24 protein-coding genes and 1 pseudogene are annotated in these 24,460 nt (G+C 72.3%); 9 read left to right on the forward strand and 16 right to left on the reverse strand.

Annotated elements, in window-relative coordinates:
• Positions 1 to 52: 52 nt before the first annotated feature.
• The 5 genes from LX83_RS19500 to LX83_RS19520 form a co-directional block, all read right to left on the reverse strand.
• Positions 53 to 295, reverse strand: a complete 243-nt coding sequence (locus LX83_RS19500; protein ID WP_407649616.1) for an SDR family oxidoreductase — start codon at positions 293 to 295, stop codon at positions 53 to 55.
• A 98-nt stretch (positions 296 to 393) separates the two neighbouring features.
• The gene (locus LX83_RS19505; RefSeq protein WP_253773395.1) at positions 394 to 645 is read right to left on the reverse strand and encodes an MmyB family transcriptional regulator; all 252 of its coding nucleotides are present in this window, start codon (positions 643 to 645) and stop codon (positions 394 to 396) included.
• Complete coding sequence (locus tag LX83_RS19510; RefSeq protein ID WP_253773397.1) at positions 630 to 806, reverse strand: hypothetical protein; 177 nt, start codon at positions 804 to 806, stop codon at positions 630 to 632. Before LX83_RS19510 ends, LX83_RS19505 begins: the two co-directional genes overlap by 16 nt.
• Positions 807 to 884: 78 nt before the next feature.
• Positions 885 to 1,790: a zinc-binding dehydrogenase gene (locus LX83_RS19515; RefSeq protein WP_253773399.1), complete on the reverse strand. Its 906-nt coding sequence runs from the start codon at positions 1,788 to 1,790 to the stop codon at positions 885 to 887.
• A gap of 110 nt (positions 1,791 to 1,900) precedes the next feature.
• Positions 1,901 to 2,236, reverse strand: coding sequence for an ArsR/SmtB family transcription factor (locus tag LX83_RS19520; RefSeq protein ID WP_253773401.1), 336 nt, complete (start codon positions 2,234 to 2,236; stop codon positions 1,901 to 1,903).
• An 83-nt stretch (positions 2,237 to 2,319) separates the two neighbouring features.
• On the opposite strand from LX83_RS19520, the gene LX83_RS19525 reads away from it, so the two are divergent.
• A complete protein-coding gene (locus LX83_RS19525) occupies positions 2,320 to 3,303 on the forward strand; it encodes a quinone oxidoreductase family protein (protein WP_253773403.1) in 984 nt (327 codons plus the stop codon).
• Here LX83_RS19525 and LX83_RS19530 read toward each other — a convergent pair.
• The 3 genes and pseudogenes from LX83_RS19530 to LX83_RS19540 form a co-directional block, all read right to left on the reverse strand.
• Positions 3,209 to 4,096 carry an ABC transporter ATP-binding protein gene (locus LX83_RS19530; protein ID WP_253773405.1) on the reverse strand — a complete coding sequence of 296 codons (888 nt, stop codon included), beginning with the start codon at positions 4,094 to 4,096 and terminating at the stop codon, positions 3,209 to 3,211. The two genes, LX83_RS19525 and LX83_RS19530, sit on opposite strands and share 95 nt — an antisense overlap.
• A gap of 72 nt (positions 4,097 to 4,168) precedes the next feature.
• Positions 4,169 to 4,432: pseudogene (locus LX83_RS19535) on the reverse strand (GntR family transcriptional regulator); the annotation flags it as partial.
• Positions 4,433 to 4,495: 63 nt separating this feature from the next.
• On the reverse strand, positions 4,496 to 5,401 hold the full coding sequence (locus LX83_RS19540; RefSeq protein ID WP_253773407.1) for a zinc-binding dehydrogenase: 906 nt from the start codon (positions 5,399 to 5,401) through the stop codon (positions 4,496 to 4,498).
• Positions 5,402 to 5,637: 236 nt separating this feature from the next.
• On the opposite strand from LX83_RS19540, the gene LX83_RS19545 reads away from it, so the two are divergent.
• Positions 5,638 to 5,841, forward strand: coding sequence for a hypothetical protein (locus LX83_RS19545; RefSeq protein ID WP_253773409.1), 204 nt, complete (start codon positions 5,638 to 5,640; stop codon positions 5,839 to 5,841).
• A gap of 220 nt (positions 5,842 to 6,061) precedes the next feature.
• On the opposite strand, the gene LX83_RS19550 is transcribed toward LX83_RS19545, so the two are convergent.
• Positions 6,062 to 6,565 carry a MarR family winged helix-turn-helix transcriptional regulator gene (locus LX83_RS19550; protein ID WP_253773411.1) on the reverse strand — a complete coding sequence of 168 codons (504 nt, stop codon included), beginning with the start codon at positions 6,563 to 6,565 and terminating at the stop codon, positions 6,062 to 6,064.
• A 157-nt stretch (positions 6,566 to 6,722) separates the two neighbouring features.
• On the opposite strand from LX83_RS19550, the gene LX83_RS19555 reads away from it, so the two are divergent.
• The 4 genes from LX83_RS19555 (at position 6,723) to LX83_RS19570 (ending at position 11,222) form a co-directional block, all read left to right on the forward strand.
• Positions 6,723 to 7,031, forward strand: coding sequence for a thiamine-binding protein (locus LX83_RS19555; protein ID WP_253773413.1), 309 nt, complete (start codon positions 6,723 to 6,725; stop codon positions 7,029 to 7,031).
• A 156-nt stretch (positions 7,032 to 7,187) separates the two neighbouring features.
• Complete coding sequence (locus tag LX83_RS19560) at positions 7,188 to 8,921, forward strand: acyl-CoA mutase large subunit family protein (protein ID WP_253773415.1); 1,734 nt, start codon at positions 7,188 to 7,190, stop codon at positions 8,919 to 8,921.
• 193 nt (positions 8,922 to 9,114) lie between these two features.
• Positions 9,115 to 10,089 (forward strand): tetratricopeptide repeat protein, encoded by a 975-nt coding sequence (locus tag LX83_RS19565; protein WP_407649617.1) that lies wholly within the window; start codon positions 9,115 to 9,117, stop codon positions 10,087 to 10,089.
• A 431-nt stretch (positions 10,090 to 10,520) separates the two neighbouring features.
• Complete coding sequence (locus LX83_RS19570; RefSeq protein ID WP_253773419.1) at positions 10,521 to 11,222, forward strand: NAD(P)-dependent oxidoreductase; 702 nt, start codon at positions 10,521 to 10,523, stop codon at positions 11,220 to 11,222.
• 85 nt (positions 11,223 to 11,307) lie between these two features.
• Here LX83_RS19570 and LX83_RS19575 read toward each other — a convergent pair whose 3' ends face one another.
• Positions 11,308 to 11,700 (reverse strand): MerR family transcriptional regulator, encoded by a 393-nt coding sequence (locus LX83_RS19575; RefSeq protein ID WP_253773421.1) that lies wholly within the window; start codon positions 11,698 to 11,700, stop codon positions 11,308 to 11,310.
• A 192-nt stretch (positions 11,701 to 11,892) separates the two neighbouring features.
• Here LX83_RS19575 and LX83_RS19580 point away from each other — a divergent pair, with 192 nt between their 5' ends.
• Genes LX83_RS19580 through LX83_RS19590 form a run of 3 tightly spaced genes read left to right on the forward strand, consistent with a single transcriptional unit; the run spans position 11,893 to position 13,347 of the window.
• Complete coding sequence (locus tag LX83_RS19580; RefSeq protein WP_253773423.1) at positions 11,893 to 12,621, forward strand: SDR family oxidoreductase; 729 nt, start codon at positions 11,893 to 11,895, stop codon at positions 12,619 to 12,621.
• Positions 12,622 to 12,661: 40 nt separating this feature from the next.
• Positions 12,662 to 12,922, forward strand: coding sequence for a hypothetical protein (locus LX83_RS19585; protein ID WP_253773425.1), 261 nt, complete (start codon positions 12,662 to 12,664; stop codon positions 12,920 to 12,922).
• Complete coding sequence (locus tag LX83_RS19590) at positions 12,919 to 13,347, forward strand: type II toxin-antitoxin system VapC family toxin (RefSeq protein WP_253773427.1); 429 nt, start codon at positions 12,919 to 12,921, stop codon at positions 13,345 to 13,347. Before LX83_RS19585 ends, LX83_RS19590 begins: the two co-directional genes overlap by 4 nt.
• Positions 13,348 to 13,430: 83 nt before the next feature.
• On the opposite strand, the gene LX83_RS19595 is transcribed toward LX83_RS19590, so the two are convergent.
• The 6 genes from LX83_RS19595 to LX83_RS19625 all read right to left on the reverse strand — a co-directional run bounded on the left by LX83_RS19595 (position 13,431) and on the right by LX83_RS19625 (position 24,159).
• Positions 13,431 to 14,978: a neutral zinc metallopeptidase gene (locus LX83_RS19595; RefSeq protein WP_308204011.1), complete on the reverse strand. Its 1,548-nt coding sequence runs from the start codon at positions 14,976 to 14,978 to the stop codon at positions 13,431 to 13,433.
• A 75-nt stretch (positions 14,979 to 15,053) separates the two neighbouring features.
• On the reverse strand, positions 15,054 to 16,439 hold the full coding sequence (locus tag LX83_RS37885) for a neutral zinc metallopeptidase (protein WP_308204009.1): 1,386 nt from the start codon (positions 16,437 to 16,439) through the stop codon (positions 15,054 to 15,056).
• A gap of 78 nt (positions 16,440 to 16,517) precedes the next feature.
• A complete protein-coding gene (gene glgB, locus LX83_RS19610) occupies positions 16,518 to 18,809 on the reverse strand; it encodes a 1,4-alpha-glucan branching protein GlgB (RefSeq protein ID WP_253773557.1) in 2,292 nt (763 codons plus the stop codon).
• 11 nt (positions 18,810 to 18,820) lie between these two features.
• A complete protein-coding gene (locus LX83_RS19615) occupies positions 18,821 to 20,248 on the reverse strand; it encodes a maltokinase N-terminal cap-like domain-containing protein (RefSeq protein WP_253773431.1) in 1,428 nt (475 codons plus the stop codon).
• Positions 20,249 to 20,253: 5 nt separating this feature from the next.
• A complete protein-coding gene (gene treS, locus LX83_RS19620; RefSeq protein ID WP_253773433.1) occupies positions 20,254 to 22,062 on the reverse strand; it encodes a maltose alpha-D-glucosyltransferase in 1,809 nt (602 codons plus the stop codon).
• Between the two features lie 135 nt (positions 22,063 to 22,197).
• Positions 22,198 to 24,159: an alpha-1,4-glucan--maltose-1-phosphate maltosyltransferase gene (locus tag LX83_RS19625; RefSeq protein ID WP_253773435.1), complete on the reverse strand. Its 1,962-nt coding sequence runs from the start codon at positions 24,157 to 24,159 to the stop codon at positions 22,198 to 22,200.
• Between the last annotated feature and the right edge of the window lie 301 nt (positions 24,160 to 24,460).

The raw sequence follows: 24,460 nt of genomic DNA on the forward strand, positions 1-24,460 counted from the left end.
CCGGAGTGATCCGCCCGGCGCGGGACGGATGGCGACCCGGGCCGGCTGGCGGCTACCCGACGACCAGACCGCCGTCGATGACCAGGTCCTGTCCGGTGACGTAGGACGCCTCGTCGGACGCGAGGAAGGCGACGGCGTTGGCGAAGACCGCGTCCAGCCGGCGCTGGTCCCGGCCGGTGATCACCACCCGCGCGCCCTCGGCGAGCAGCCGCCGCGCGGTCGCCAGTCCCATGCCGCTCGTGCCGCCGGTGACCAGTGCGACCTTGCCGTGGAATCGGGAAACGTTGTGCTGCATGGGTTTCAGCCTGCTGAACTGGGTGCCGGACAATCAGTGCGCGCTGAACGTGGGACCGACACCACCAGGCTGGGCGGGTGATCACACCGCGCTGGCGATCACGCCGGGGCGGCGAGCCGGACGCGTGGCAGCCGGTCGAGCCGCGCCGCGGTTCCGCTGCCGGGCCGCGGGTTGTACAGCTCCAGGTACCAGCCCGGGTGATCGGTCACGGCCAGGGTCGTCATGTCGAAGACCAGCTCGCCGACCTCGGGGTGGTGCACCGCCTTGACCGCCTGGGCCGGAACGCCCACCTCGTGGCGCGCCCACAGCGCGGCGAACTCCGGGCTGACGGCGCTCAGCTCGTCGACCACCCGGCCGAACGCCGGATCGTCCGGGGCGTGGCCGGCGTCCGGCGGCGGCCCACCGCCACCACGCCGACGTCAGCCGGAGTCAGCCGGGCCCGGCAGGCGCGCAGGAAGTCGCGGAGCTGCGCGCGGCGCCGCAGTGCGGCCGAGGTGGTCTCGCTGGTCATACGCCACGGTAACAACGGCTGGCGCCGGCCAGGACCCACGACGGCCGCACCTCACGCGGGAAGTGGGCCGAACCCGGGTCAGTCGACGGACAACACGGCCTTGCCGCTGACCTCGCGGTTGATCAGCGCGTTGGCGGCCTCGTCGTAGCGCTGCCAGGAGCCGCGCCAGCCGATGTCCACCCGCAGCTGTCCGGCGGCGACCAGGTCGAGCAGGTAGGCCATGTCCGGTCCGAGTTCGGGGCCCATGTTGAAGGCGGTGAGCGACTTGGCCGCCCCCACCGTGGCATACGGCTGGAAGGTCGCCGGCTCACCCGAGGTCCAGCCGATGCTCTGGATCACGCCGCCGGGGGCCAGCGCGTCCCAGGCGCGGACCAGTTGGCCGCCGCCGACGTTGTCCAGCACCACGTCCACCGATGCCGGCTCCAGCCCGTCCAGGTTGGCGACCACCTCGTGCGCGCCCAGTTCGGCCAGCCCGTCGCCGCGCTTGGCCTGGGCGATCACGTGTGCTCCTGCTCGGGCGGCGAGCTGCACCGCCATGCGGCCCACGCCGCCGGACGCGCCGGTCACCACCACCCGCCGCCCCAGCAGCGGTCCGGAGCGGCGCAGCGCGCGCAGTGCCGTCACGCCCGCCACCGGTACGGTCGCCGCGACCGCCAGGTCCACCGCGTCGGGCACGACCGCGATCTCGCTCACCGGCACCGCGCGCCGCTGTGCCCACGCGCCGCTGAAGCCGAAGGTCACCACCCTGGTGCCCACGGCGGGGCCGGAGCCGTCCTCGGTGGTCCTGGCCACCACCCCGGCGGCGTCCCAGCCGTGCACCTCGCCCGCCTCGGCGACGCCGGACCGCGCGTGCGAGACCTCGCCGTAGTTCAGCGAGATCTCCGCGACGTCCACGAGCACCTTGTCGGGCGTGAGATCGGGTTCGGGCGTCTCGCTGAGCGCGAGTCCGGACGGGGTGTCGGGGGTGATCACGAGTGCGCGCAAGGGAAACCTCCCATGACGATGGCTGCCAGTGCGGCACAACTCTCCCGTGGCGCGGCCTATTCCACCGCTCACCGCTCCAGCAGGCGCGGGCGGCCCGGCGGCGGCGCGGGTCACCCCTGCTGGGCCACGTACGCGTCCACAATGGACGTGAGCACGCCGGGAAAGCGGTTCTCCAGCTCGGCCTGGCGCAACGTGGTCAGCCTGCGGTTGGCCTCCTCGCGCTGGTGGATGACACCGGCCTCGCGCAGCACCTTGAAGTGGTGGCTCAGTGTGGACGGCGCGACCTCGACCGGGAACGTGCCACACGCCCGTTCCGGATCGGCCAGCAGCGTCCGCACGATGGTTATCCGGGTCGGGTCGGACAGCGCGTGCAGCACGTCCAACAGGTCGATCTCGGTGGCCGCTGGGTGCCGCAGCGGGCCGCGCCGTTTGCTGGAACGGGCCATCGGGTACCTCCTTGTTTGACGACCATCGTACAGATGTGCTTCTATTTTCGTAGAACGTCGAATATCGAACTGGGGAGATGACGATGCGCGCACTGCTGATGGACGCACCAGGTGGGGCCGAGCGGTCCGAGGTCCGCGAGGTGGCGGTGCCCCGGCCCGGCCCGGGTGAGGTGACGGTCGACGTCGCGTTCGCCGGCCTGAACTTCATGGACGTGATGGCCCGGCGGGGCGACGCCGGCTACGCACCGTCCTGGCCGTACGCCCCGGGCCTTGAGGTGGCTGGAACCGTCCGCGAGCTGGGTGCGGGCGTCACGGCGTTGGCCGTGGGACAGCGTGTCGCCGCGGTCACCCAGGGCGGGGGCATGGCCGAGGTGGCGGTGGCGCGAGCGGAACTCACCGTGCCCGTTCCGGACGGTGTCGAGCTGCGGTCGGCCGCCGCGGCTCCGCTGGGCGCCGCCACCGCCTTGCTGTTGCTGGACGGTGTCGGCGGGTTCACGGCGGGGCAGAGCGTGCTGGTGCACTCCGCCGGCGGCGGGATCGGCGGAGCGATCGCGGAGCTGGTTCCCCTGCTCGGCGGCGGCCGGCTGCTGGGCACGGTGGGTCGGCCCAGCAAGGTGGCTGAAGCGGCCAGCCGTGGCTACCACGCGGTGTTCGCCCGGGGCGACGGCCTGGTCGACGCCGTGCGCGAGGCGACCGACGGACGCGGCGTCGACCTGGTGCTGGATCCGCTGGGCACCGCCGCGTTGCAGGATGACCTCGCGGTCGTCGCACCGGGTGGACGGATCGTGCTCTTCGGCAACGCCGGCGGCACCAGCCCGGCACCGCTGCCCTCGGCCGGGCAGCTGATCGGCGGCAACATCACGATCGCCGGGTTCAGCCACCGCGGCCTCTCGGCGGCGGCACCGGCCAGGGTGTCCTCCGCACTGCGTCGCGTGCTGGACTTCCTCGCCGCCGGCGAGCTGAGGGTGCCCGTCACCGTGCTGTCCTCGCTCGCGGACATCCCCGGCGCGCACGACCTGCTGGCCGAGGGACGCGGGGTCGGCAAGTACGTGGCCCGGGTGAGCTGAACCGGCGGTCCACGACCGCGGCGCCAGCCGTGCCGGACTGCCGGTCGGTGTGGCTGGACCGCACGATCTCGGCCACGCCGGGGATGGGGCCGCCGCCGTGGCGGGGGCCGACCAGCAGCCGGTGCCCGGCCGCCAGCTCGTCGGCCGAGCCGGTCAGCTGGACCCGGGCGGTGTTCAGCACGATCACGTGGTCACAGGTGCGTTCCAGGTCGGCGAGCACGTGCGAGGACAGCAGCACGGTCGTGCCCGACTCGGCCACCCCGTCCATCAGCGTCCGCAGGAACTCGTGCCGCGCCATCGGGTCCAGGCTGGCCACGGGCTCGCCGAGGAGCAGCAGCCGGGGTTGCCTGGCCAGCGCCAGCGCCAGCGCCAGGGCGACCTGGGCGCGCTGCCCGCCGGACAGCTGGCTGACCGGTCGGTCCGGGGGGATGCCCTGGTCGGCCAGGCGGGTGCGGGCCAGCGCGTCGTCCCAGCGGCGCGGGTTCAGCTTCGCGCCCATGATGACCAGTTCGGCCGCGGTGAACTCCGGGTAGAGCGGGGTGTCCTGGGCCACGAAGCCGATGTCGGTCAGCACCTCGGTGTTGTTGTGCGGTGGCCGCCCGAAGACCCGCACCTGGCCGGCGTCCGGCCGGAGCAGCCCGGCCGCCAGGTGCAGCAGGGTGGTCCTGCCCGCGCCGTTGGGGCCGACCAGGGCGGCGACCCGGTCCGCTGGCAGGCGCAGCGAGCAGTCCCGCAACGCCCAGGTGTTCCTGTACCGCTTGCCGAGCTGTTCGGCTTCCAGCGCGACTTCCATGGGTTGTTCCTCCTCACGGCCCGGAACGGGCCCCGAGGGGCGAGTGGGTGCGGTGGGGTGGGGGTGACCGGCTCAGCCGCCGTGCTCGGGCGGTGACGCGTCGGTGCTCAGGGTGGCGCGCACGGTCGTGTCGATCAGGGCGGTGATGTCCTCGGCGGCCAACCCGGCCTCCCTGGCCCGGCGCAGCCACGCCACCAGGTCGGCGCGCAGCTCGGCGTGGTGGGCGAGGGACTCACCGGCCAGCGTGCGGCGCACGAACGTGCCGATGCCAGGGCGGCCCTCCACCAGTCCCTCGATCTCCAGTTCCCGGTACGCCTTGAGCACCGTGTTCGGGTTGGTGAGTGGTGGTTCGGCCCGGTCAGGCCGCAGGACAGCGCCGTGCTGAGCCGTGCGCGGCCGTCAGTCGACGTCCAGCACGACCTTGCCGTTGACCTCGCGGTTGACCAGGGCGTTCGCCGCCTCGTCGTAGCGCTGCCACGGGCCGCGCCAGCCGACGTGCACGGCCAGGGCGCCGGTGGCGACGAGATCGAGCAGGTAGGCCATGTCCGCGCCGAGGCCGGGACCCATGTAGAACGAGGTCAGCGACTTGGCCGGCCCCACCGTGGTGTACGCGGGGAAGGCCGCCGGCCCACCCGAGGTGTAGCCGATGCTCTGGATCACCCCGCCGGGCGCGAGCGCCCGCCACGCGCGCACCAACTGGTCGCCGCCGACGTTCTCCACCACCACGTCGACCGATTCCGGCGCCAGGTCGTCCAGGTTGGCGATGACCTGGTGCGCGCCCAGTTCGGCCAGGCCGTCGGTGCGCCGGGCCGAGGCGATCACGTGCGCGCCGGCCCGCGCCGCCAGCTGCACCGCGATCCGGCCCACCCCACCGGACGCGCCCGTCACCAGCACCCGGCGCGCCAGCAGGGTTCCGGAGCGGCGCAGCGCGCGCAGCGCCGTCACACCGGCCACGGGCAGGGTGGCCGCGACCGGCAGGTCGACCCCGTCGGGAACGACGGCGACCTCGGCCACCGGCACCGCCCGCCGCTGCGCCCACGCACCGCTGGTGCCGAAGGTGAGCACCCGGTCGCCGACGGCGAGACCGGAGCCGTTCCCGGCGGTCCTGGCCACCACGCCGGCCGCGTCCCAGCCGTGCACGACGCCCGGCGCGGTGGTACCGGTCCGCGCGAGCAGCAGCTCGCCGTGGTTGAGCGAGACGTGTTCGACCTCGACGAGGACCTGGTCGGGGGTGGGTGCGGGGTCCGCGACCTCGGTGAGGGCGAGGCAGGACGGGGCATCCGGGGTGACCACGAGCGCACGCACAGGAACCTCCCCTATGACGGCTACCACCAATTCGGGCAACACCGGGCGCACGGGGAGCTGTTCCGGCTGGGGCGGGATGCGTTAACCCGGCCGGGTGAGGGGCGTGGCCAGTGCCCGGCCGCGACCGGGGTGCTGCGGAGGAAATGACGGCGGTGGCGGTGGATCGTCGAGGCGTGCCAGCCCGGCCCAGGTGGTATAAACCGCCCGATTACCTCTGGTCGAGGCGATGGGGAAACATGATTCCTGGAGTCAGGTACAGCGAGGCGCCCCGGTGCGGTGTCTGCGGGCACCGGGCGCTGCTCACCCGGGAGGCCGCCCACGCGCTGGTGCTGGAGTCGTTCGGCCGGCTGGAGCTGTTCACCTGCCCCTACGCCGACAACGGCTGGCACGTCTGGGCGCCCCACCTGGAAAGCCGTCGCGTGCCAGAACCGGGCCGCTGACCGAGCCCGCCCGTGGTCGGCGCCACCGCTGCTCGGGCCAGCAGGGCGGGTGCGGGGCGTGGTTGTCGCGGCGGCCGTCGCACGTGCTCAGCACGTCCGTAGCGGAGTCGCGCGCAGGTCTCGCCCCGGCGTTGCCAGGTGGCCCCCTCGGTTGTCCAGCGCCACGACCGTGCTGAGGCGGCAGGGGGCCGGGGAGCCTTGCCGGCCGGGGTCGCCGCGGTCAGTCGGTGAAGTCGCCGGCGGTGCGGCGGACCTTGGCCAGCAGCTGGGTGAGGTGGTCGGTTTCCCGCTCGGTCAGGCCGCACAGGCCGAAGTCCACGTCGGTGACGGCCTTGGTGGCCTCGGCCTTGCGCTCCCGGCCCGCGTCGGTGATCTCCACGAGCGTGGTGCGCCGGTCGGTGGGGTGGGGGTTGCGGCGGACCAGGCCGTCGCTCTCCAGCCGGTCGACGATGTTGGTGATGCTGGTCGGGTGCAGTTGCAGCCGCTCACCCATCACCCGCATGGGCAGGCTGCCGCGCTTGGAGAAGTCGAGCAGCACCAGGGCCTCGTAGCGGGCGAAGGTGAGCCCGTGCGGGCGCAGCGCCGCGTCCACGGCGGACTGCAGGATCTGCTGCACGCGCATGATGCTGGTGACCGCCGCCATCGCGGTTGCCGGCCCGATGCGCTCCTGCCACGTTTCCGCCGCGCGGGCGATCGGGTCGAAGGAAAGCGGGTGGCGGCTCATGGCAACCGAAGTTACCGGACGGTGTGCGCGCCCCGGCCCGCGCCCGTGGGCGACCGGGTGGGCCCGCGCCCGCGTCTGACTTGGGGTGTTGTGCGGCACGCACGGGACGCGAGGTCTGACCGGTCGTGGGCAGAATGAGCCGGACAGGAGGTGCGTCATGATCGTCGCGTTCAGTGTCAGCCCCACCCCCGGTGACGAGACCGGAGGCGTGAGCGAGGCCGTGGCCAGGGCCGTCAAGGTGGTGCGGGAGTCGGGGCTGCCCAACTCCACCAACGCCATGTTCACCAACATCGAGGGCACCTGGGACGAGTGCATGGACGTGGTGAAGCGGGCGGTGGCGGCGGCCGGTGAGGGTTCTGCCCGGGTGGGGCTGGTGCTCAAGGCCGACATCCGGCCGGGCTACGACAGCGGGCAGCTGGACGCGAAGGTGGAACGCGTCGAGCAGCACCTGACCGGTGCGGAGTAGCCGACCCTGACCGGTGCCCCGGTCGGCGGCCGGATGGCTCGCTGGCCGGGGCCGGGGCGGGATAAGCGCAGGTTGTTGTGGCTGGCGCCACACTGCGCGACAATAGTTGGGCGTCCTACTATCGGTTGTCCGACCACAACATCGGAGGCCGTCACCATGTCTGGACAGGGGTACGACAACAGGTACGCCGACATCGAGGCGGGCCGGCAGCGCTGGGTGCACCGTTACCACGAGGCACAGGCGCGGGGCCAGGTGCGCGATGCCGACTTCAGCACTCTCTCCGGGGTTGCGGTGGACCCGGTCTACGGGCCCCGGCCGGGGGAGCACGTCGAGAACTTCGAACGCATCGGCTGGCCGGGGGAGTACCCGTTCACCCGGGGCCTGTACCCGACCGGCTACCGAGGGCGGGCCTGGACGATCCGGCAGTTCGCCGGGTTCGGCAACGCCGAGCAGACCAACGAGCGCTACAAGATGATCCTGGCCAGGGGCGGCGGCGGGCTCTCGGTCGCCTTCGACATGCCCACCCTGATGGGCCGCGACTCCGACGACCCGCGCTCACTGGGCGAGGTCGGCCACTGCGGGGTGGCCATCGACTCGGCCGCCGACATGGACGTGCTGTTCCGGGACATCCCGCTGGAGCAGGTGACCACGTCCATGACGATCTCCGGCCCGGCCGTGCCGGTGTTCTGCATGTACCTGGTGGCGGCCGAACGGCAGGGCGCCGACATCGGCCGGCTCAACGGCACCCTGCAGACCGACATCTTCAAGGAGTACATCGCGCAGAAGGAGTGGCTGTTCGCACCCGAGCCGCACCTGCGGCTGATCGGCGACTTAATGGAGTACTGCGCCGCGAACATCCCCGCCTACAAGCCGCTGTCGGTGTCCGGCTACCACATCAGGGAGGCGGGCGCGACCGCCGCGCAGGAGCTGGCCTTCACCCTGGCCGACGGCTTCGGCTACGTCGAACTCGGCCTGTCCCGGGGCCTGGACATCGAGCGGTTCGCCCCCGGCCTGAGCTTCTTCTTCGACGCGCACATCGACTTCTTCGAGGAGATCGCCAAGTTCCGGGCGGCCCGCCGCATCTGGGCCCGCTGGATGCGCGACGTGTACGGCGCGCGCACCGACAAGGCCCAGTGGCTGCGCTTCCACACCCAGACCGCGGGCGTGTCGCTGACCGCGCAGCAGCCGGACAACAACATCGTGCGCACCGCCGTCGAGGCACTGGCCGCCGTGCTGGGCGGCACCAACTCGCTGCACACCAACGCACTGGACGAGGTGCTGGCCCTGCCCAGCGAGCGCGCCGCGCAGATCGCGCTGCGCACCCAGCAGGTGATCATGGAGGAGACCGGGGTCGGCAACGTGGCCGACCCGCTGGGCGGCTCCTGGTACGTGGAGGCGCTGACCGACCGGATCGAGGCCGACGCCGAGGCGATCTTCGACCGGATCAAGGACATGGCCAGGCTGGCCGTGCCCAACGGGCAGCACCCGATCGGCGAGATGACCTCGGGCATCCTGCGCGGCATCGAGGACGGCTGGTTCACCGGCGAGATCGCCGACTCCGCGTTCGCCCACCAGCAGGCGCTGGAAAAGGGCGACAAGAAGATGGTCGGGGTGAACTGCCACACCGACTCGCTCTCCGACGACCTGGAGATCCTGCGGATCAGCCACGAGGTGGAGCGCGAGCAGAACCGGGTGCTCGGGGCCCGCCGCGCCGGCCGCGACCAGGCCGAGGTGGACCGGGCACTGGCCGACATGGTCGAGGTGGCCAGGGGCGAGGGCAACCTGATCGAGCCGATGCTGGCCGCGGTGCGCGCCGAGGCCACGCTCGGTGAGATCTGCGGTGTGCTGCGTCAGGAGTGGGGCGGCTACACCGAGCCGGCCCGGTTCTGAGCCGGGCCGTCAACGCGCGGCAACCAGGTCCTGACCAGCCGCGACCCACCGGTTCGGCCGGTCGTGCCGGTGCCGGTTCGGCCGGCCCAGCCGGGGTTGGGGCGAGCGGAGCGGTTGATCCGCGCCACCTTTCGGACAGGCCGGTGCCCGGGGCTGCGGCACCCGGGCACCGAGCCGTGCCAGGATGGAAGACGTGACAAGGCCAGACCCACGCCAGTCCGCAGCGCTGTCAGCCGCCCTCTCCGGGGCGGTTGACCTGTCCGCGCTCAAGGCCAGGGCGGACGCGGCGCAGCAGCAGTCCCGACGTCCCGCCGCGAGCGCCCCCGGTGCCGCCGGCGCGACCGGCGGCCAGAGTTCCTGGATCATCGACGTCACCGAGGCCACCTTCCAGGCCGACGTGGTGGAGCGCTCGCTCCAGGTGCCGGTCGTGGTCGACCTGTGGGCCGACTGGTGCGGCCCGTGCAAGCAGCTGTCCCCGGTGCTGGAACGCGCCGCCCAGGCCGGCGGTGGCGCCTGGGTGCTCGCCAAGGTGGACGTGGACGCCAACCCGCGCATCGCCCAGCTGTTCGGGGTGCAGTCGATCCCGACCGTGGTCGCCATCGCGGGCGGGCAGCCGATCGACGCGTTCTCGGGCGCGCTGCCGGAGCCGGAGATCAAGCAGTGGATCGCGCGGCTGCTGGACGCGCTGCGCGACCGGCTGCCCGGCATCCGCGCCGCCGAGCAGAACGCGCAGGGCACCGAGCCCGAGCCGGAGCCCGAGGACCCGAGGTTCGTCGCGGCCGAGGAAGCGCTCGAACGCGGTGACTACGCCGCCGCCGAAGCCGCCTACCAGCAGATCCTGGACGCCGAGCCAGGCAACGAGCTGGCCAGGAACGCGCTGGCCCAGGCCCGGTTCCTGGCCAGGGCCGAGGCGGCCAAGCCTGAGGACATCGAACGGGCCAACGCCGCGCCCGACGACGTGGACGCGCAGTTGGCCGCCGCCGACGCCGAGCTGGCCGGCCAGCTGGTCGACGCCGCGTTCAACCGGCTGATCGACACGATCCGCCGCACCAGCGGCAGCGACCGGGACCGGGTGCGCGAACACCTGGTGGGGCTGTTCGAGCTGTTCCCGCCGGACGACCCCGAGGTCGCCAAGGCCCGCCGCAACCTGGCCAGCGCCCTGTTCTGACCAGAGGCGGCGAACCACTCGCCGCTGGTCCCCTGCCGCCACCTCGGCTGGTGGCGGTCACCCAGTTGACGGCGGTGCCGGGGCGGCCGTGGACGCGCGTGGCGTCCCGGCCCCGGCGCCGCCAGGGCAGCAGGTCCTGCCCGGCCCGTTCTCCTCGCGCACCGCAAGTGCCCCGCCCGTACCAGGGTCGCGGGCCGCCCTGCGCCGTCATCTCCTGCGCCGTTATCGCCGGCAGTGCGCCGCACCGCGCGCTCGGACGGCCCGGCACGGATCTCCACCCCGCTGACGCGGCTCGAACCGCACACCGATCAGATACTTCACGCCGTGCACTTCACGCCGTATAGTTACGGCACTCCGTGAAGAGGGGCGTGCTGCCACGGCCGCCCCACAGGCCACGGCGGATGTTGTTCTCCCAGATCAAAGGTGAAGTCATGCACATCGGAGTTATCGGCGCTACCGGCAACATCGGCCAGCGCGTTGTCAGCGAGGCCGTGAACCGGGGGCACCAGGTGACCGCGTTCAGCCGAGACGCGTCCGGCATCCAGGAGGACCGCCCCACCGTGGCGTGGCGCAGCCTGGACGTCTTTGACGCGGCCGCGCTGACCGGCGCGGTCGCCGGCCTGGACGTGCTGATCAGCGGGTACCAGCCGGGCAGTGCAGCCAGGGACCTCGCGGACGCGGTGCGCCGCTCGGTCGCCGACCCCACGGTCTACGCCACCGTCGCCAGGAACCTGCTGAAGGCGCTGGAATCGCACCCGAGAACCCGGCTGATCGTGATCGGCGGCGCCGGCAGCCTCGAACTGGCCCCCGGGGTGGTGCGCGCCGACTCCGACGAGCTGCTGCACGAGAGCCTCGACGCGCTCGGCCTGCCCCGGGAGTACGCCGCCGCCGTGCGCGGCCACCGCGACGCGCTGAACGTGCTGCGCACCTCCAACCGGCTGTGGACCTACTTCAGCCCGGCCGGGGACATCCACCCCGGCGAGCGCACCGGCCGGTTCCGAATCGGCGGGGACCAGCCGGTGCTGGACGCCCAGGGCCGGCACCGCATCTCCATCGAGGACGTCGCCGTCGCGCTGATCGACGAGGTCGAGCTGCCCCGCCACGTCCAACGCCGGTTCACCGTCGGCTACTGATCACCCCGGTGCTGCCGCCGAGGACGTCGGCACACCGGACGGCTGAGGCGCACCGCCGCGGGGTGTCGCTGACCGTCGAGACCCACTACCGAGCCGGGAGTGCTGGCTCCTCGGTGAGCACCACGGGGCAGTGCTCGTTCGGCTGCTCGGTGAGGTCGATGAGGGCGTCGAGCCGGTCGCGGGCCTGGTGCAGGGCGGTGATGTGCTGGTCGAGCCGGGCCCGCTCGGCGCGGAGCCGGGCGCGCGACGCCGGCGTGCTCACCTGGGCGTCCACGTAGGGCAGCAGGTCCCGGATGGTGGCGCTGGACAGCCCGGCGGCGTAGAGCTGCTGGATCAGCTCGACCCTGGTGACCGCGTCGTCCGGGTAGCGCCGCTGGCCCCCGGCGGTGCGGGTGGCGGTGAGCAGGCCCTGCTGCTCGTAGTAGCGCACCGCGCGCACGCTCACCCCGGTGCGCTCGGCGACCTCCCCGATCCGCATTGCCTGACTCCCTGGTGTCGGCTGTTGACCAGGTGAACCCCGCGTCGGGGCCGGGTTGTTCCCGCGGGCGGCGCAACCGGCTGGCTCCGCGCGGGGGCGGCGGTGTGATTCGCGAGACAAACGCGTGAAGCTGACACTGGCGTCAGGGATGAGGATTCCGCTGTCAACCCCTCAACCCGATGGGAGACCCACATGCGGATCGCAGGCTCCACCGCCCTGGTCACCGGCGCCAACCGCGGCCTCGGCCGGCACTTCGCCCAGGCCCTGCTCGACCGGGGCGCGGCCAAGGTCTACGCCACCGCCCGCCGGCCCGAGGCGGTCGACCTCACCGGCGTGACCACGCTCGCCCTGGACGTCACCGACCCGGACTCGATCACCTCGGCGGCGGCGCGGGCCCAGGACGTGGATCTGCTGGTCAACAACGCCGGCATGGCCGCGTTCACCGATCTGGTCACCGGCGACCTCGCCGACATCCGCGCGGAGGTGGAGACCAACTTCTTCGGCCCGCTCCAGGTCATCCGCGCGTTCGCGCCCGTCCTGGCCAGCCGGGGCGGCGGGGCCGTGCTGAACGTGCTGTCCGCGCTGTCCTGGGCCGCCTACCCGGGCTCCGGCGGCTACGCGGCGGCCAAGGCCGCGGCCTGGAGCATGACCAACACCGTTCGCCTCGAACTGGCCGCGCAGCGCACCCTGGTCACCGGGCTGGTCATGGCCAGCACGGACACCGACATGACGGCCGGCCTCGACGTGCCCAAGAACGATCCCGCCGACGTGGTGCGCGCCGCCCTGGACGGCATCGAGGCCGGTGAGATCGAGGTGGTGGCCGACGCGGACAGCGCCCGGATCAAGGCCGCGCTCGCCGAGCACCCGAGCGCGCTCTACCCGTCCGCGTACACCGGGCAGGCCGACCGAGCGGGGCGGTAGGCATCTTGACGACATCAATGGAAGGCATCATGATGCTTTCATGCGAACCACCCTGACTCTCGACGATGACGTCGCCCGGCTGGTCGAGGACGTCGTCCACCGCGAACGTCGTCCGATGAAGCAGGTCATCAACGACGCGCTGCGGCGGGCACTGGCGCCGCGCGTCGCACGACAGCAGCCATACCGGTTGGTGCCGCACGACTCCGCCGTGCGCCCGGGATTCGATCTGGCTGGCCTCAACCAACTGGCCGACGAGTTGGAGGACGAGGCGATCATGACCAGGGCGGCGCGTACCCAGTGATCATTCCTGACGTCAACCTGCTGCTCTACGCGGTCGTCTCCGGTTTTCCACAGCATGACCGTGCTCGCGCGTGGTGGGAGCGAGCCGTCAACGGGGACGACCGGATCGGGTTGACGCAGCCGGCGCTGTTCGGCTTCCTGCGGATCACCACCAACGCGCGGATCCTCCGGTCACCCCTGGCCGTCGACGCCGCCATCGACTACGTGCACGGCTGGCTCGCCCAGCCCAACGTCGAACTGCTGAGCCCCGGGCCCAACCACCTCGACATCGCGCTCGGGCTGCTGCGCGACATCGGCACCGCCGGAAACCTCACCACCGATGTCCAGTTGGCCGCCTACGCGATCGAACAGCAGGGCGAGCTGCACTCCAACGACACCGATTTCGCCAGGTTCGCCAACCTGAAGTGGGTCAACCCGCTCCAGTGAGCGGTTCGCCCGGCCGCGCCGAGCACCCGAGCGCGCGCTACCCGTCCGTCCACATCGGACAAAACGGCTGAGGGTGGGGCGGGTCAGCCGAACTGCTTGGCGCAGGCGGGCTGGCCGTCCAGGAAGCCGACGCGGAACGACTCGACCCTGGCGAAACCGGCCTTGACCGACTCGCCGTTGACGTCGGCGGCGATCAGGCTCTCCTCGCGGAGCAGTTCACCCACGGCCTCGTCCAGGTCACCGGGGGACAGCCGCAGCTTGTTCTCCGGGTTGTCGGTGCCGGTCACCGTGGCCCTGGCCCACGCCCCGGTCAGGCAGGCGGTGCGCAGCGCCGTGGTCTGGTTGTCCAGGGGCAGGCCGGCCGCCTTCTGCACGGCCAGCGTGTAGCGCGAGGCCACCTCGGCGAACGCGGCGAAGTCGCCGAGGCCGGTGCTGCCCCGGCCGGGCGTGGCGCCGATCGCCATCAGGTCCTGCGGCACCACGGTGACGGTGTTGGTGGCCGGGCAGTACGCGGCCGGCGAGGTCTGCTTGGCGTCCGAACAGGACGACGGCTTGTCGCTGATGGCCGGCGCGGCCGCGCCGCTGTCCCGGTAGGCCTCGTCCAGGCTGACCTTCAACCAGGTCATGGCCTGCGCGTTGACCGGGAGGTTGCCCTCGTTGCGGTCGTTGGCGTCGAAGGCCACCTCGGTCTTGCGCTGCTCGTACTCGTCCAGGCTGATCTTGGCGCAGCGCTTGGGGCCCATGCTGAAGCCGAACTGGAACGCCGACACCCGGTCGAACGCGCTGCCGTGCGCGCCCTGCTTGGTGTAGGAGCTGCCGGCCTCGTCGCGGATGAAGAACATCGCGGACAGCACCTGGTTGAGGCCCTTGCCGGTGGAGATCTGGAAGTGCGGGGCCTTGCCCTCGGCCACCCAGCGGAAGAAGGTGCCCGCGTAGCAGTCGGCCTGCTGCTCCTTGACGATGCTGGGCGTGTTGTCGTCCACCCCGCTGGCCGCGCCCAGCTTGTACTGCACGGCGTGGCCCATCTCGTGGGCCAGCACGGTCACCACCGACATCGGCCCGAACTCGTCGTCGAGCAGGGGCAGCAGCTCGCCCCGGTCCCAGGCGATGCTGTCCTCCAGCGAGCAGTAGAACGCGTTGACCACGCCGGCGGTGTTGGTCCGGCAGATGTTCACGCCCCGGCCGTTGGAGTCGTAGGACACGTACCGCTTGACCGGCTCGAACTGCTTGCCGAACTCGCTGGGGAACTGCTGCTTCCAGTACTCCTCGACGTCGGCGATGGCGTTGATGGCCAGCTTGTCCATCTCGCCGCCGTCGGCGTTCTCCACCGGCAGGTCGGCGTCGGCCACACCCGATCTGGGGCCGCTGGCGCCGTCGGTGACGGGTAATCCGGCCACGGTGCCCGGGTCGATCGCGCCCAGTGGTCTCGCCTGGCCCGCGATGGTCCGGCCGCACCCGGCCAGCACCGCCACCGCCGCCAGTGCCGCCACCGCGACCGCCGCCACGACCGGGACGCGCCCGCCCCTACCTGCCCGCGCCATCCCTGCTGCCCCGTCCGATCGATCGTCCTGCTCGCGCCGACGCGCCCACCCCGGACGCGCCTGGCGAGCACAGTAACCCGCCGGGGTGATCGGCCGGGCGGGGACGGCGAACTTTTGCGGCCGGCCGGGGAAACCCGCGGCCCCGGGAAGACGCTGGCGCGCGGGTCAGCCGAGCTGGCAGGAGGAGGCGCCGTCGAACACGCCGGAGCGGAACGTGGCGACCCGGTCGAAGCCGGCGTCGAGGTTGGTGTTGCCGTCGGCGTCGCGCGCGGCGTAGTCGTTGGCCAGCAACACCTGCACGGCCTCGTCCAGGTCACCGGGGGACAGGCCGAAGCCCTCCTGCCTGGACAGCACCGCGCCGGTGTAGGCGCCGGCCAGGCACAGCGCGGCCTGCCCGGCCTGGTCGCCCTGGGTGGACCTGCCGAGCGCGGCCACCGCGCCCAGGCCGTAGCGGCTGGCCAGCAGGGTGCCGGTGGCGTAGTCGCCGAGGGCCTCGTGCAGCTGCGCCAGTTTGCCCCTGGGCAGCACCTGGATGCTGCGGTGGTCCGGGCACAGCTCCACCGGCCCCTGCTCGGCCGCGCACGCCGTGGCCGAGGTCGCCTCGGCCAGCGTGGGCGTGGTCCAGGTGCCGCCGCCCTGGCCGACCAGGGCGGCGAAGTAGCCGTCCAGGTCCTCGGCGACCGCCTGGACCATCTCGTCGAACGGCAGGTTGCCGCCCCTGGCCTGGTCCTCGTAGCTGGTGAACGCCTGCTGGGTGAACCGCCGGTTGTCCACGCTCATCGTCGAGCACAGGCCCGGCCCCTGCCGGTAGCCGTCCTGGAAGGCGGAGACCCGGTCGAAGGCGTTGCCGTGCGCGGACTGGTCGGTCTGCGCGGTGCCCACCGGGTCGCGGAAGGCGACCAGCGCGCCCAGCGCGGTGTCCAGGCTGTCCTCGCTGATGCTCAGGTGGGCGGCCTTGCCCTCGGTGGCCCAGTGCACGAACGCGCCCGCGTAGCAGTCGGCCATCGCCTCGATCAGGATGGTGGGGTAGCGCTGCGGGTCCCGCTGCTCCTTCTCCGCGGTTAACCCGGTGCGGTTCTGCACGGCGTGGCCCATCTCGTGGGCCAGCACCACCACCACGGCCACGTCGCCGTAGCGGTCCCGCAGCGAGGGCAGCAGCGCGGCCCGGTCCCAGGCGATGGCGTCGGCCGACGGGCAGTAGAACGCGTTGCCCTCCACGTCCACCGCGCTGTCCGTGCACGGCGGCGGGTCGGCCCTGGCGTCGCTGGTGTCGACCGAGTACACCCCGCCGGACAGCGGGGTCCACTGCCGGCCGAACGTGTTGGGGAAGGTCTCCTTCCAGTACTGCTCCACGTCGACCACGGCGGTGGCGGCGAGCCGGTCGACGGCGCTGCCGTCGCTGCCGTGCACGAAACCGGTGTCGACGCCGCTGGGCCGGACCACCGTCGCGGGTGAGGGCTGACCAGCCAGGGTCGTGGTGCAGCTCGCGCTCACCAGGAGACAGGCCGCCGCCAGCGCGATCTTCACCAACTGCTTGGGTCCGTGCCGCACCGCTTCAGTATGCCTGGCTTCCGCCTGCCCGCCCGGGGAATCCGCCGCATCCGGCCGGGTTCGCCAGGTCCACCGGGATCACCGCACGGCACCACCGGACGGCTCGGTTCCCCCGCCGGACGCGGGCTCGCCGAACTCGGCCGCGGCCACGAAGTCGACCAGGTGCACCTCGGGCACCAGCCACAGCACCCCGGACGGCGGCAGGGTCACCCGCGCCGAGGCGGGGCGGCCGTGCCACGGCTCGGCGACCGCGGTGACCGCGCCGAGGTTGCCAACGCCGGAGCCGCCGTAGACCGAGGCGTCGGTGTTGAGCACCTCGCGCCAGCGGCCGGGCATGGGCAGACCCAGCCGGTAGTCCTGGTGCGGCACCCCGGCGAAGTTGGCCACGCAGGCCACCATGCTGCCGTCGTCGCCGATCCGCAGGAAGCTGAGCACGTTGCCGGCCGCGTCGTTGGCGTCGATCCAGGAGAACCCGGCCGGGTCACTGTCCACTGTGTACAGCGCGGGGTGGGTGCGGTAGGCGTGGTTGAGGTCGCGCACCAGGGCCCGCACCCCCGCGTGCAGCGGGTCGTCCAGCAGGTCCCAGTCCGGCCCCCGCTCGTGCGACCACTCCCGGGGGTCGCCGAACTCGCCGCCCATGAACAGCAGCTGCTTGCCGGGGTGCGCCCACATGAACGCCAGCAGCGCGCGCAGCCCGGCCGCCTTGTTCCAGTCGTCGCCGGGCATCCGCGCCCACAGCGAGCCCTTGCCGTGCACCACCTCGTCGTGCGACAGCGGCAGCACGAAGTTCTCGCTCCACGCGTACACCAGCGAGAAGGTGATCTCGTTGTGGTGGTAGGCCCGGTGCACCGGGTCGCGCGCCAGGTAGTGCAGGGTGTCGTGCATCCAGCCCATGTTCCACTTGAAGCCGAAGCCCAGCCCGCCCAGGTGCGTCGGCCTGGTCACCCCCGGCCAGGACGTGGACTCCTCGGCGATCATCAGCACGCCCGGGTGCAGCTTGCCCACGGTGGCGTTGAGTTCCTGGAGGAACCGCACGGCCGCCAGGTTCTCCCGACCGCCGTGCACGTTGGGCACCCACTGGCCCTCCGGCCGCGAGTAGTCCAGGTAGAGCATGGACGCCACCGCGTCCACCCGCAGCCCGTCGACGTGGAACTCCTCGATCCAGTACAGGGCGTTGGCCACCAGGAAGTTGCGCACCTCGTCGCGCCCGAAGTTGAACACCAGGGTGCCCCAGTCCGGGTGCTCGCCCAGCCTGGGGTCGGCGTGCTCGTACAGGGCGGTGCCGTCGAAGCGGGCCAGCGCCCACGAGTCGCGCGGGAAGTGCGCCGGCACCCAGTCCACGATCACGCCGATGCCGCGCTGGTGCAGGGTGTCCACGAAGTAGCGGAACTCGTCGGGCGTGCCGAAGCGCGGGGTGGGCGCGTAGTAGGAGGTCACCTGGTAGCCCCAGGAGCCGGCGAACGGGTGCGCGGCCACCGGCAGCAGCTCCACGTGGGTGAACCCGGTCTCGGTGACGTAGTCGGCCAGCTGCTCGGCCAGCTCCCGGTAGCCAAGGCCGGGCCGCCACGACCCCAGGTGCACCTCGTAGACGCTGACCGGCCGGCGGTGCCAGTCCACCTCCGCCCTGGCCGCCACCCACTCGTCGTCGGCCCAGGTGTGCACGGACGAGGCCACCACCGAGGCGGTGGCCGGCGGCACCTCGGTGGCGAACGCCATCGGGTCGGCCTTCTCGTGCCACTGCCCGTCCGCGCCCAGCAGCCGGAACTTGTAGCGGGTGCCGGCGCTCACCCCGGGGATGAACAGCTCCCACACCCCCGACGAGCCCAGCGAGCGCATCGGGTAGGCGCGGCCGTTCCAGCCGTCGAAGTCGCCGCACACCCGCACGCCGCGCGCGTTGGGCGCCCACACCGCGAACGACACGCCCTCGACCAGCCCGGACGGGGTGTCGTAGCCGCGCACGTGCGCGCCGAGCACGTCCCACAGCCGCTCGTGCCGGCCCTCGCCGATCAGGTGCAGGTCCAGCTCGCCCAGGGTGGGCAGCCACCGGTAGGGGTCGTCCACCACCAGGTCGGTGCCGTGGTAGTCGACCGACAGCTTGTAGTCGCCCGGCTGGACCGGCAGCACCCCGGCGAACAGCCCGCCGAGCACCGGGGCCAGCTCGTGGCGCTGGCCGTCGGCCAGCACCGCCACCGACCGGGCGCCCGGCAGCAGGGCCCTGGCCACCACCCCCTCGCCGCCGTCGGGGTTGGCGTGCACGCCCAGCACCGAGTGCGGGTCGTGGTGCGATCCGGCCAGCAGCCGCTCGACGTCCGAAGTGGACGGAGCGGCCGGGTTGGCGGCCCGGCCAGGAGCGGAACCGCCCGAGGACACGGGAACGGGACTCACAGGTGCTCTCCTTCGGTGGTCATCCGCGCGACCGAGGCCAACGGCACGGACAACCACTCCGGCCGGTTGGCGTTCTCGTAGGCGATCTCGTAGATCGCCTTGTCCAGTTCCAGGGCGTGCAGCAGCCGGGCGTGCCGGCGCGGGTCGCCGATCAGCGCGATCGCCGGCGGCTCACCCGCCCCGGTCGGCGCGGCACCGGCCGCCACCGCGGCGTAGCCGTCGCAGAACGCGGACCGGTTGCGCCGCGACCACTCCAGCGCGCGGACGGTGAGCTGCTTGTTGGCTGGCTGGTCCACGATCATCTGGTGCGCGGCGTAGTCGAACGAGCGCAGCATGCCGGCCACGTCGCGCAGCGGGGTGTGCGGCAGCACGCGCTTGGCGATGGGCGCGGCCGGCTCGCCCTCGAAGTCGATCAGCAGCCAGCCGTGCACCGTGCGCAGCACCTGGCCCAGGTGCAGGTCGCCGTGCACCTGCTGGACCACCACCGGCCCGGTCATCACCCGGACCCGCTCGAACGCCTCGCGGATCGCCGGCGCGTACGGGCCCAGCGCGGGCACCTGCAGCAGCACCTCGTCCAGCCGGCGCAGCATGCGTTCACCGGCCTCGGCCAGCTCGTCCGCGCCGGCCTGGCGGTGCCCGAGCGCCCGGTCCAGGTCGGCGTGCACGGTGGCCACGGCCCGGCCCAGCCGGTGGGCCTCGCCGGCGAAGTCACCGCCGGCCTCGTCGGCGTGCAGGTCGCCCTCGGCGAGCAGGTCGCGCACGCTGGTGGTGGCCATGGCCCAGCCCTCCACCGCGTCGGCCATGAACTCCTGGAGCATGCCCAGCACCACGGGCTGGCCGTGCAGCCGGCCGGTGATCGAGCCGAGCGGCTGGGCGATGTGCGTGCAGCCCACCGCGTGCAGGGCGCGGTGCCGGTCCAGGTCGGCGCTGGGGCCGGGGGCCAGCCGGCGGAACAGCTTGAGGATGTAGTCGTGCCCGTAGACCAGTGAGGTGTTGCTCTGCTCGGCGCCGATCGGCCGGCCGCGCGCGCCGGCGCGCAGGCTCACCCCGTCCTCCAGGGCGAACCGCAGCTCACCCACGTGCCGCTGCTCGGCCAGGGCGGTCAGCAGGTGCGCGGTCAGCTCCGGGTCGGTGCCGGCCTCGTAGCAGGGCCGCCCGCCCGGGCTGGCGATCCAGCTGGCACCCAGGTGCTCGGGCAGCTGCTCGCGGCAGCCGATGAGCAGCTGGTAGGGCTCCCGCCGGTCCTGCTGCTCGACCTCGACGACCAGGTGCAGCAGCAGCGGGTCGCCGTCGAGCAGCACGGTGGTGTGCAGCGGCCGGACCGAGCGCACCGGCCGGTCCTTGCCGGCGAACCAGCGCTGCGCCGGCAGCCACGCCGGCAGCCCGTCGGCCAGCGCCCGGACCAGGTCCTGGGTGTCGTGCACCTGTCTCACCTCGGGTCGCCGCCCTCGAACGCCGGTTTGAGCTGGAACCAGTAGAACCCGTGGCCCGGCAGGGTCAGCAGGTAGGGCAGTTCGCCCACGGGCGGGAAGGACACCCCGCCGGTCAGCTCGATCGGCACGCATCCCTGGTAGTCGCACAGGTCCAGCTCCACCGGCTGCGGGAAGCGGGACAGGTTGTTGACGCAGACCACGGTGTCCTCGACGCCGTCGTGGTCGGTCCACCGCCGCAGGTAGGCCAGCACGCTCGGGTTGGACGAGCCCAGCTCGGTGAAGTCGCCCAGCCCGAAGGCGTGGTGCTGCTTGCGCACCTCGATCATCCGGCGCGTCCAGTTCAGCAGCGACGAGGTGTTGTCCAACTGGGACTCCACGTTCACCGCCTGGAAGCCGTACACCGGGTCGGAGATCACCGGCAGGTACAGCCGGCCCGGGTTGGCCCGGGAGAAGCCGGCGTTGCGGTCGGAGGTCCACTGCATGGGCGTGCGCACCGCGTCCCGGTCGCCCAGCCAGATGTTGTCGCCCATGCCGATCTCATCACCGTAGTACAGCACCGGGGACCCGGGCAGCGACAGCAGCAGCGCGGTGAACAGCTCCTGCTGGTTGCGGTCGTTCTCCAGCAGCGGGGCCAGCCGCCGGCGGATGCCGATGTTGGCCTTCATCTGCGGGTCCTTGGCGTACTCGGTGTACATGTAGTCGCGTTCCTCGTCGGTGACCATCTCCAGGGTCAGCTCGTCGTGGTTGCGCAGGAAGATCCCCCACTGGCAGCCAGAGGGGATCTGCGGGGTCTGGGCCAGGATCTCGGAGATGGGGAAGCGGCTCTCCCGCCGCACCGCCATGAACAGCCGGGGCATCACCGGGAAGTGGAAGGCCATGTGGCACTCGTCGCCGCCGACCTCGGGGTCGCCGAAGTACTCCACCACGTCCGAGGGCCACTGGTTGGCCTCGGCCAGCAGCACCCGGCCCGGGTACTCGTCGTCGACCACCTTGCGGCAGCGCTTGAGGAAGGCGTGCGTCTCGGGCAGGTTCTCGCCGTTGGTGCCCTCGCGCTCGAACAGGTAGGGCACCGCGTCCAGGCGGAACCCGTCGATGCCCAGGTCCAGCCAGAACCGCAGCACGTCCAGCATGGCCTCCTGCACCGCGGGGTTGTCGTAGTTGAGGTCGGGCTGGTGGGAGAAGAACCGGTGCCAGTAGAACTGGCCGCGCACCGGGTCGAACGTCCAGTTCGACGTCTCGGTGTCCACGAAGATGACCCGCGCGTCGGAGTAGCGCATGTCGTCCTCGCTCCACACGTAGAAGTCGCCGTACGGGCCGTCCGGCTCGTAGCGGGACTGCTGGAACCACGGGTGCGCGTCCGAGGTGTGGTTGAGCACCAGGTCGGTGATCACCCGGATGTTGCGGCGGTGCGCCTCGTCGAGCAGGTGCACGAAGTCGTCCACGCTGCCGAACGGCGGGTGCACCGCGCGGAAGTCGGAGATGTCGTAGCCGCCGTCGCGCTGCGGCGACGCGTAGAACGGCGGCAGCCACAGGCAGTCGACGCCCAGCCACTTCAGGTAGTCCAGCCGGCTGGTCAGTCCTCTCAGGTCGCCGACGCCGTCGTTGTTGGCGTCCTTGAACGCCCGCACCAGCACCTCGTAGAACACCGCGTACTTGAACCACTGCGGGTCCCGCGCGGCCAGCCGGGCTGAGCCGAAGTCCTTCGCCTCGGGCTCGACAAGCAGGCCCTCCGCCGTGACGGCCTCACCAGTGTGAGGTACCCCGTCCAGGCCCAGGGCCATGTCGGGTCGGGGCTCTTCCGACATGGCTACCACCTCGTCCCCGTGTCGTCAGGCTTGTCTTCCTGACTACCCCATTGGGCGGTACCCCGCACAACAGGAACCCGGATGGACGTATGGTCCGACCGCTCGCCGGCCGGCCGACGGCGTTGTTTCCCCTGGTCAGGACCACAGCACCACGATGTGCGCGACGGCGTGCCACGGTTCGAGGCGGATGTAGTTGGCCTGCCCCCACTCCCAGGTCTGCCCGGTGACCTCGTCGTGCGCGAGGAACCGGTCCGACCAGTCCCGGCCCAGCGCCGGCAGGTCCAGCCACAGGGTGGCCTCCTGGGTGGTGTGCGGGTCGAGGTTGACCACCACGACCACGGTCTCGCCACTGGCCGGGTCGGTCTTGGAGTAGGCGATCAGGGCGTCGTTGTCGATGTGGTGGAAGCGCAGGGTGCGCAGCTGGTGCAGGGCCGGGTGGGCGCGGCGGATCTCGTTGAGCCGGCGCAGCCACGGCTCCAGCGACCGGCCCTCGGCCAGCGCGCCGGCGTAGTCGCGGGGCCGCAGCTGGTACTTCTCCGAGTCCAGGTACTCCTCACTGCCCGGCCGCACCGGCCGGTGCTCGAACAGCTCGAAGCCCGAGTACACCCCCCAGGTCGGCGACAGCGTCGCGGCCAACACCGCGCGCAGCGCGAACACCGCCGGCAGCCCGGACTGCAGGCTCTCGTGCAGGATGTCGGGGGTGTTGACGAACAGGTTCGGCCGCGCCTCGTCGGCGTGGGCCACCAGCTCCGCGCCGAACTCGGTCAGCTCGTGCTTGCCGGTGCGCCAGGTGAAGTAGGTGTAGGACTGGGTGAAGCCCAACCGCGCCAACCCGTACAGCCGGGCCGGGCGGGTGAACGCCTCGGCCAGGAACAGCACGTCGGGGTGGGTCCGCTTGACCGTCCAGATCAGCCAGTGCCAGAAGTCCGGTGGCTTGGTGTGCGGGTTGTCCACCCGGAAGATCCGCACCCCGTGGTCGATCCAGTGCTCGACCACGCGCAGCACCTCGGCGTACAGGCCGGCGGGGTCGTTGTCGAAGTTGAGCGGGTAGATGTCCTGGTACTTCTTGGGCGGGTTCTCCGCGTAGGCGATGCTGCCGTCCGGGCGGGTGGTGAACCACTCGGGGTGCTCGGCCACCCAGGGGTGGTCGGGGGCGCACTGCAGCGCCAGGTCCAGCGCCACCTCCAGGCCGAGGTCGTGGGCGCGGGCCACGAAGGCGTCGAAGTCGGCCAGCGTGCCCAACTCGGGGTGGACGGCGTCGTGGCCGCCCTCGGCCGCGCCGATGGCCCAGGGCGAGCCGACGTCGCCGGGCTCGGCGTGCACGCTGTTGTTGCGGCCCTTGCGGTTGACCCGGCCGATGGGGTGGATGGGCGGTAGGTAGACCACGTCGAAGCCCAGGGCGGCCACCCGGTCCAGGGCCTGGGCGGCGGTGGCCAGGGTGCCGTGCACGGGCTGGCCGTCGGTGTCCCAGCCGCCGGTGGAGCGGGGGAACAACTCGTACCAGGCGCCGAACAGCGCGCGGGTGCGGTCGACCCAGAGCCGGTGGGTGCGGCCGCGGGTGACCAGCTCGCGCACCGGGTGGGTGTGCATGAGCTGGCGGACCGGGTCGGACAACGCCAGCGCGATCCGCTCCGCCACGGGCCGCTCCTGGTCGCGCAGGCCCTCGGCGGCCAGGCCCAACAGCTCCCGGTCACCCCTGCGGTCGGGGCGGCGGCTGACCCGCTCCAGCAGTTGGGCGCCCACCTCCAGGTCGTTGGCCAGCTCGTCGGCGCCCTGGCCCGCGCCGACCTTGGCCTCCACCGTGTGCAGCCAGGTCGACCACGGGTCGCTCCACGCGTCCACCCGGAAGGTCCACTCGCCCTCGGCGTCCGGCACGATCGCCGCCACCCAGTGGTCCTCGCCCCGCTCGGCCATGCGCGTCTGCCGGTTGACCCGGTCGGCCGGGCCGCGCCAGGACACGGTCGCGGCGACCGCGTCGTGGCCCTCCCGCCACACCACCGCCGACACCGGAACGTGCTCGCCGACCACGGCCTTGGCCGGATACCGGCCGCAGCTGACCACCGGGGAGACATCGTCGATGCCGAGCCGTCCGCTCATGGGCCGCACGTCCTTCCGCGCACCTGTGGTGCCACAGTCGCGTTCGCGCGCCTGCGCTGCCACGGCGGCGTTCACGCACCTGACCCAGGCGCGCTCGCGCACCGCCGCGCACCGGTTGGCGCTGCTGTTCGTTCCGGGTCCACCCTGTAGTTTGCCCCGAGAGATCGGTTCGCGTCAGGTTTGCCGACCGCCGTGACGGGGCATGGACATCACCATGACCACTGGCTTAACGCGGCCCCACTGCAAGGTTTTGCGGACTGGGCTGGCAATTCTGCCGGCACCGGGCGGTGCGGGATAAGGT

This window comes from Goodfellowiella coeruleoviolacea, assembly GCF_024171785.1.
GTDB classification, from domain to species: Bacteria; Actinomycetota; Actinomycetes; order Mycobacteriales; family Pseudonocardiaceae; genus Goodfellowiella; species Goodfellowiella coeruleoviolacea.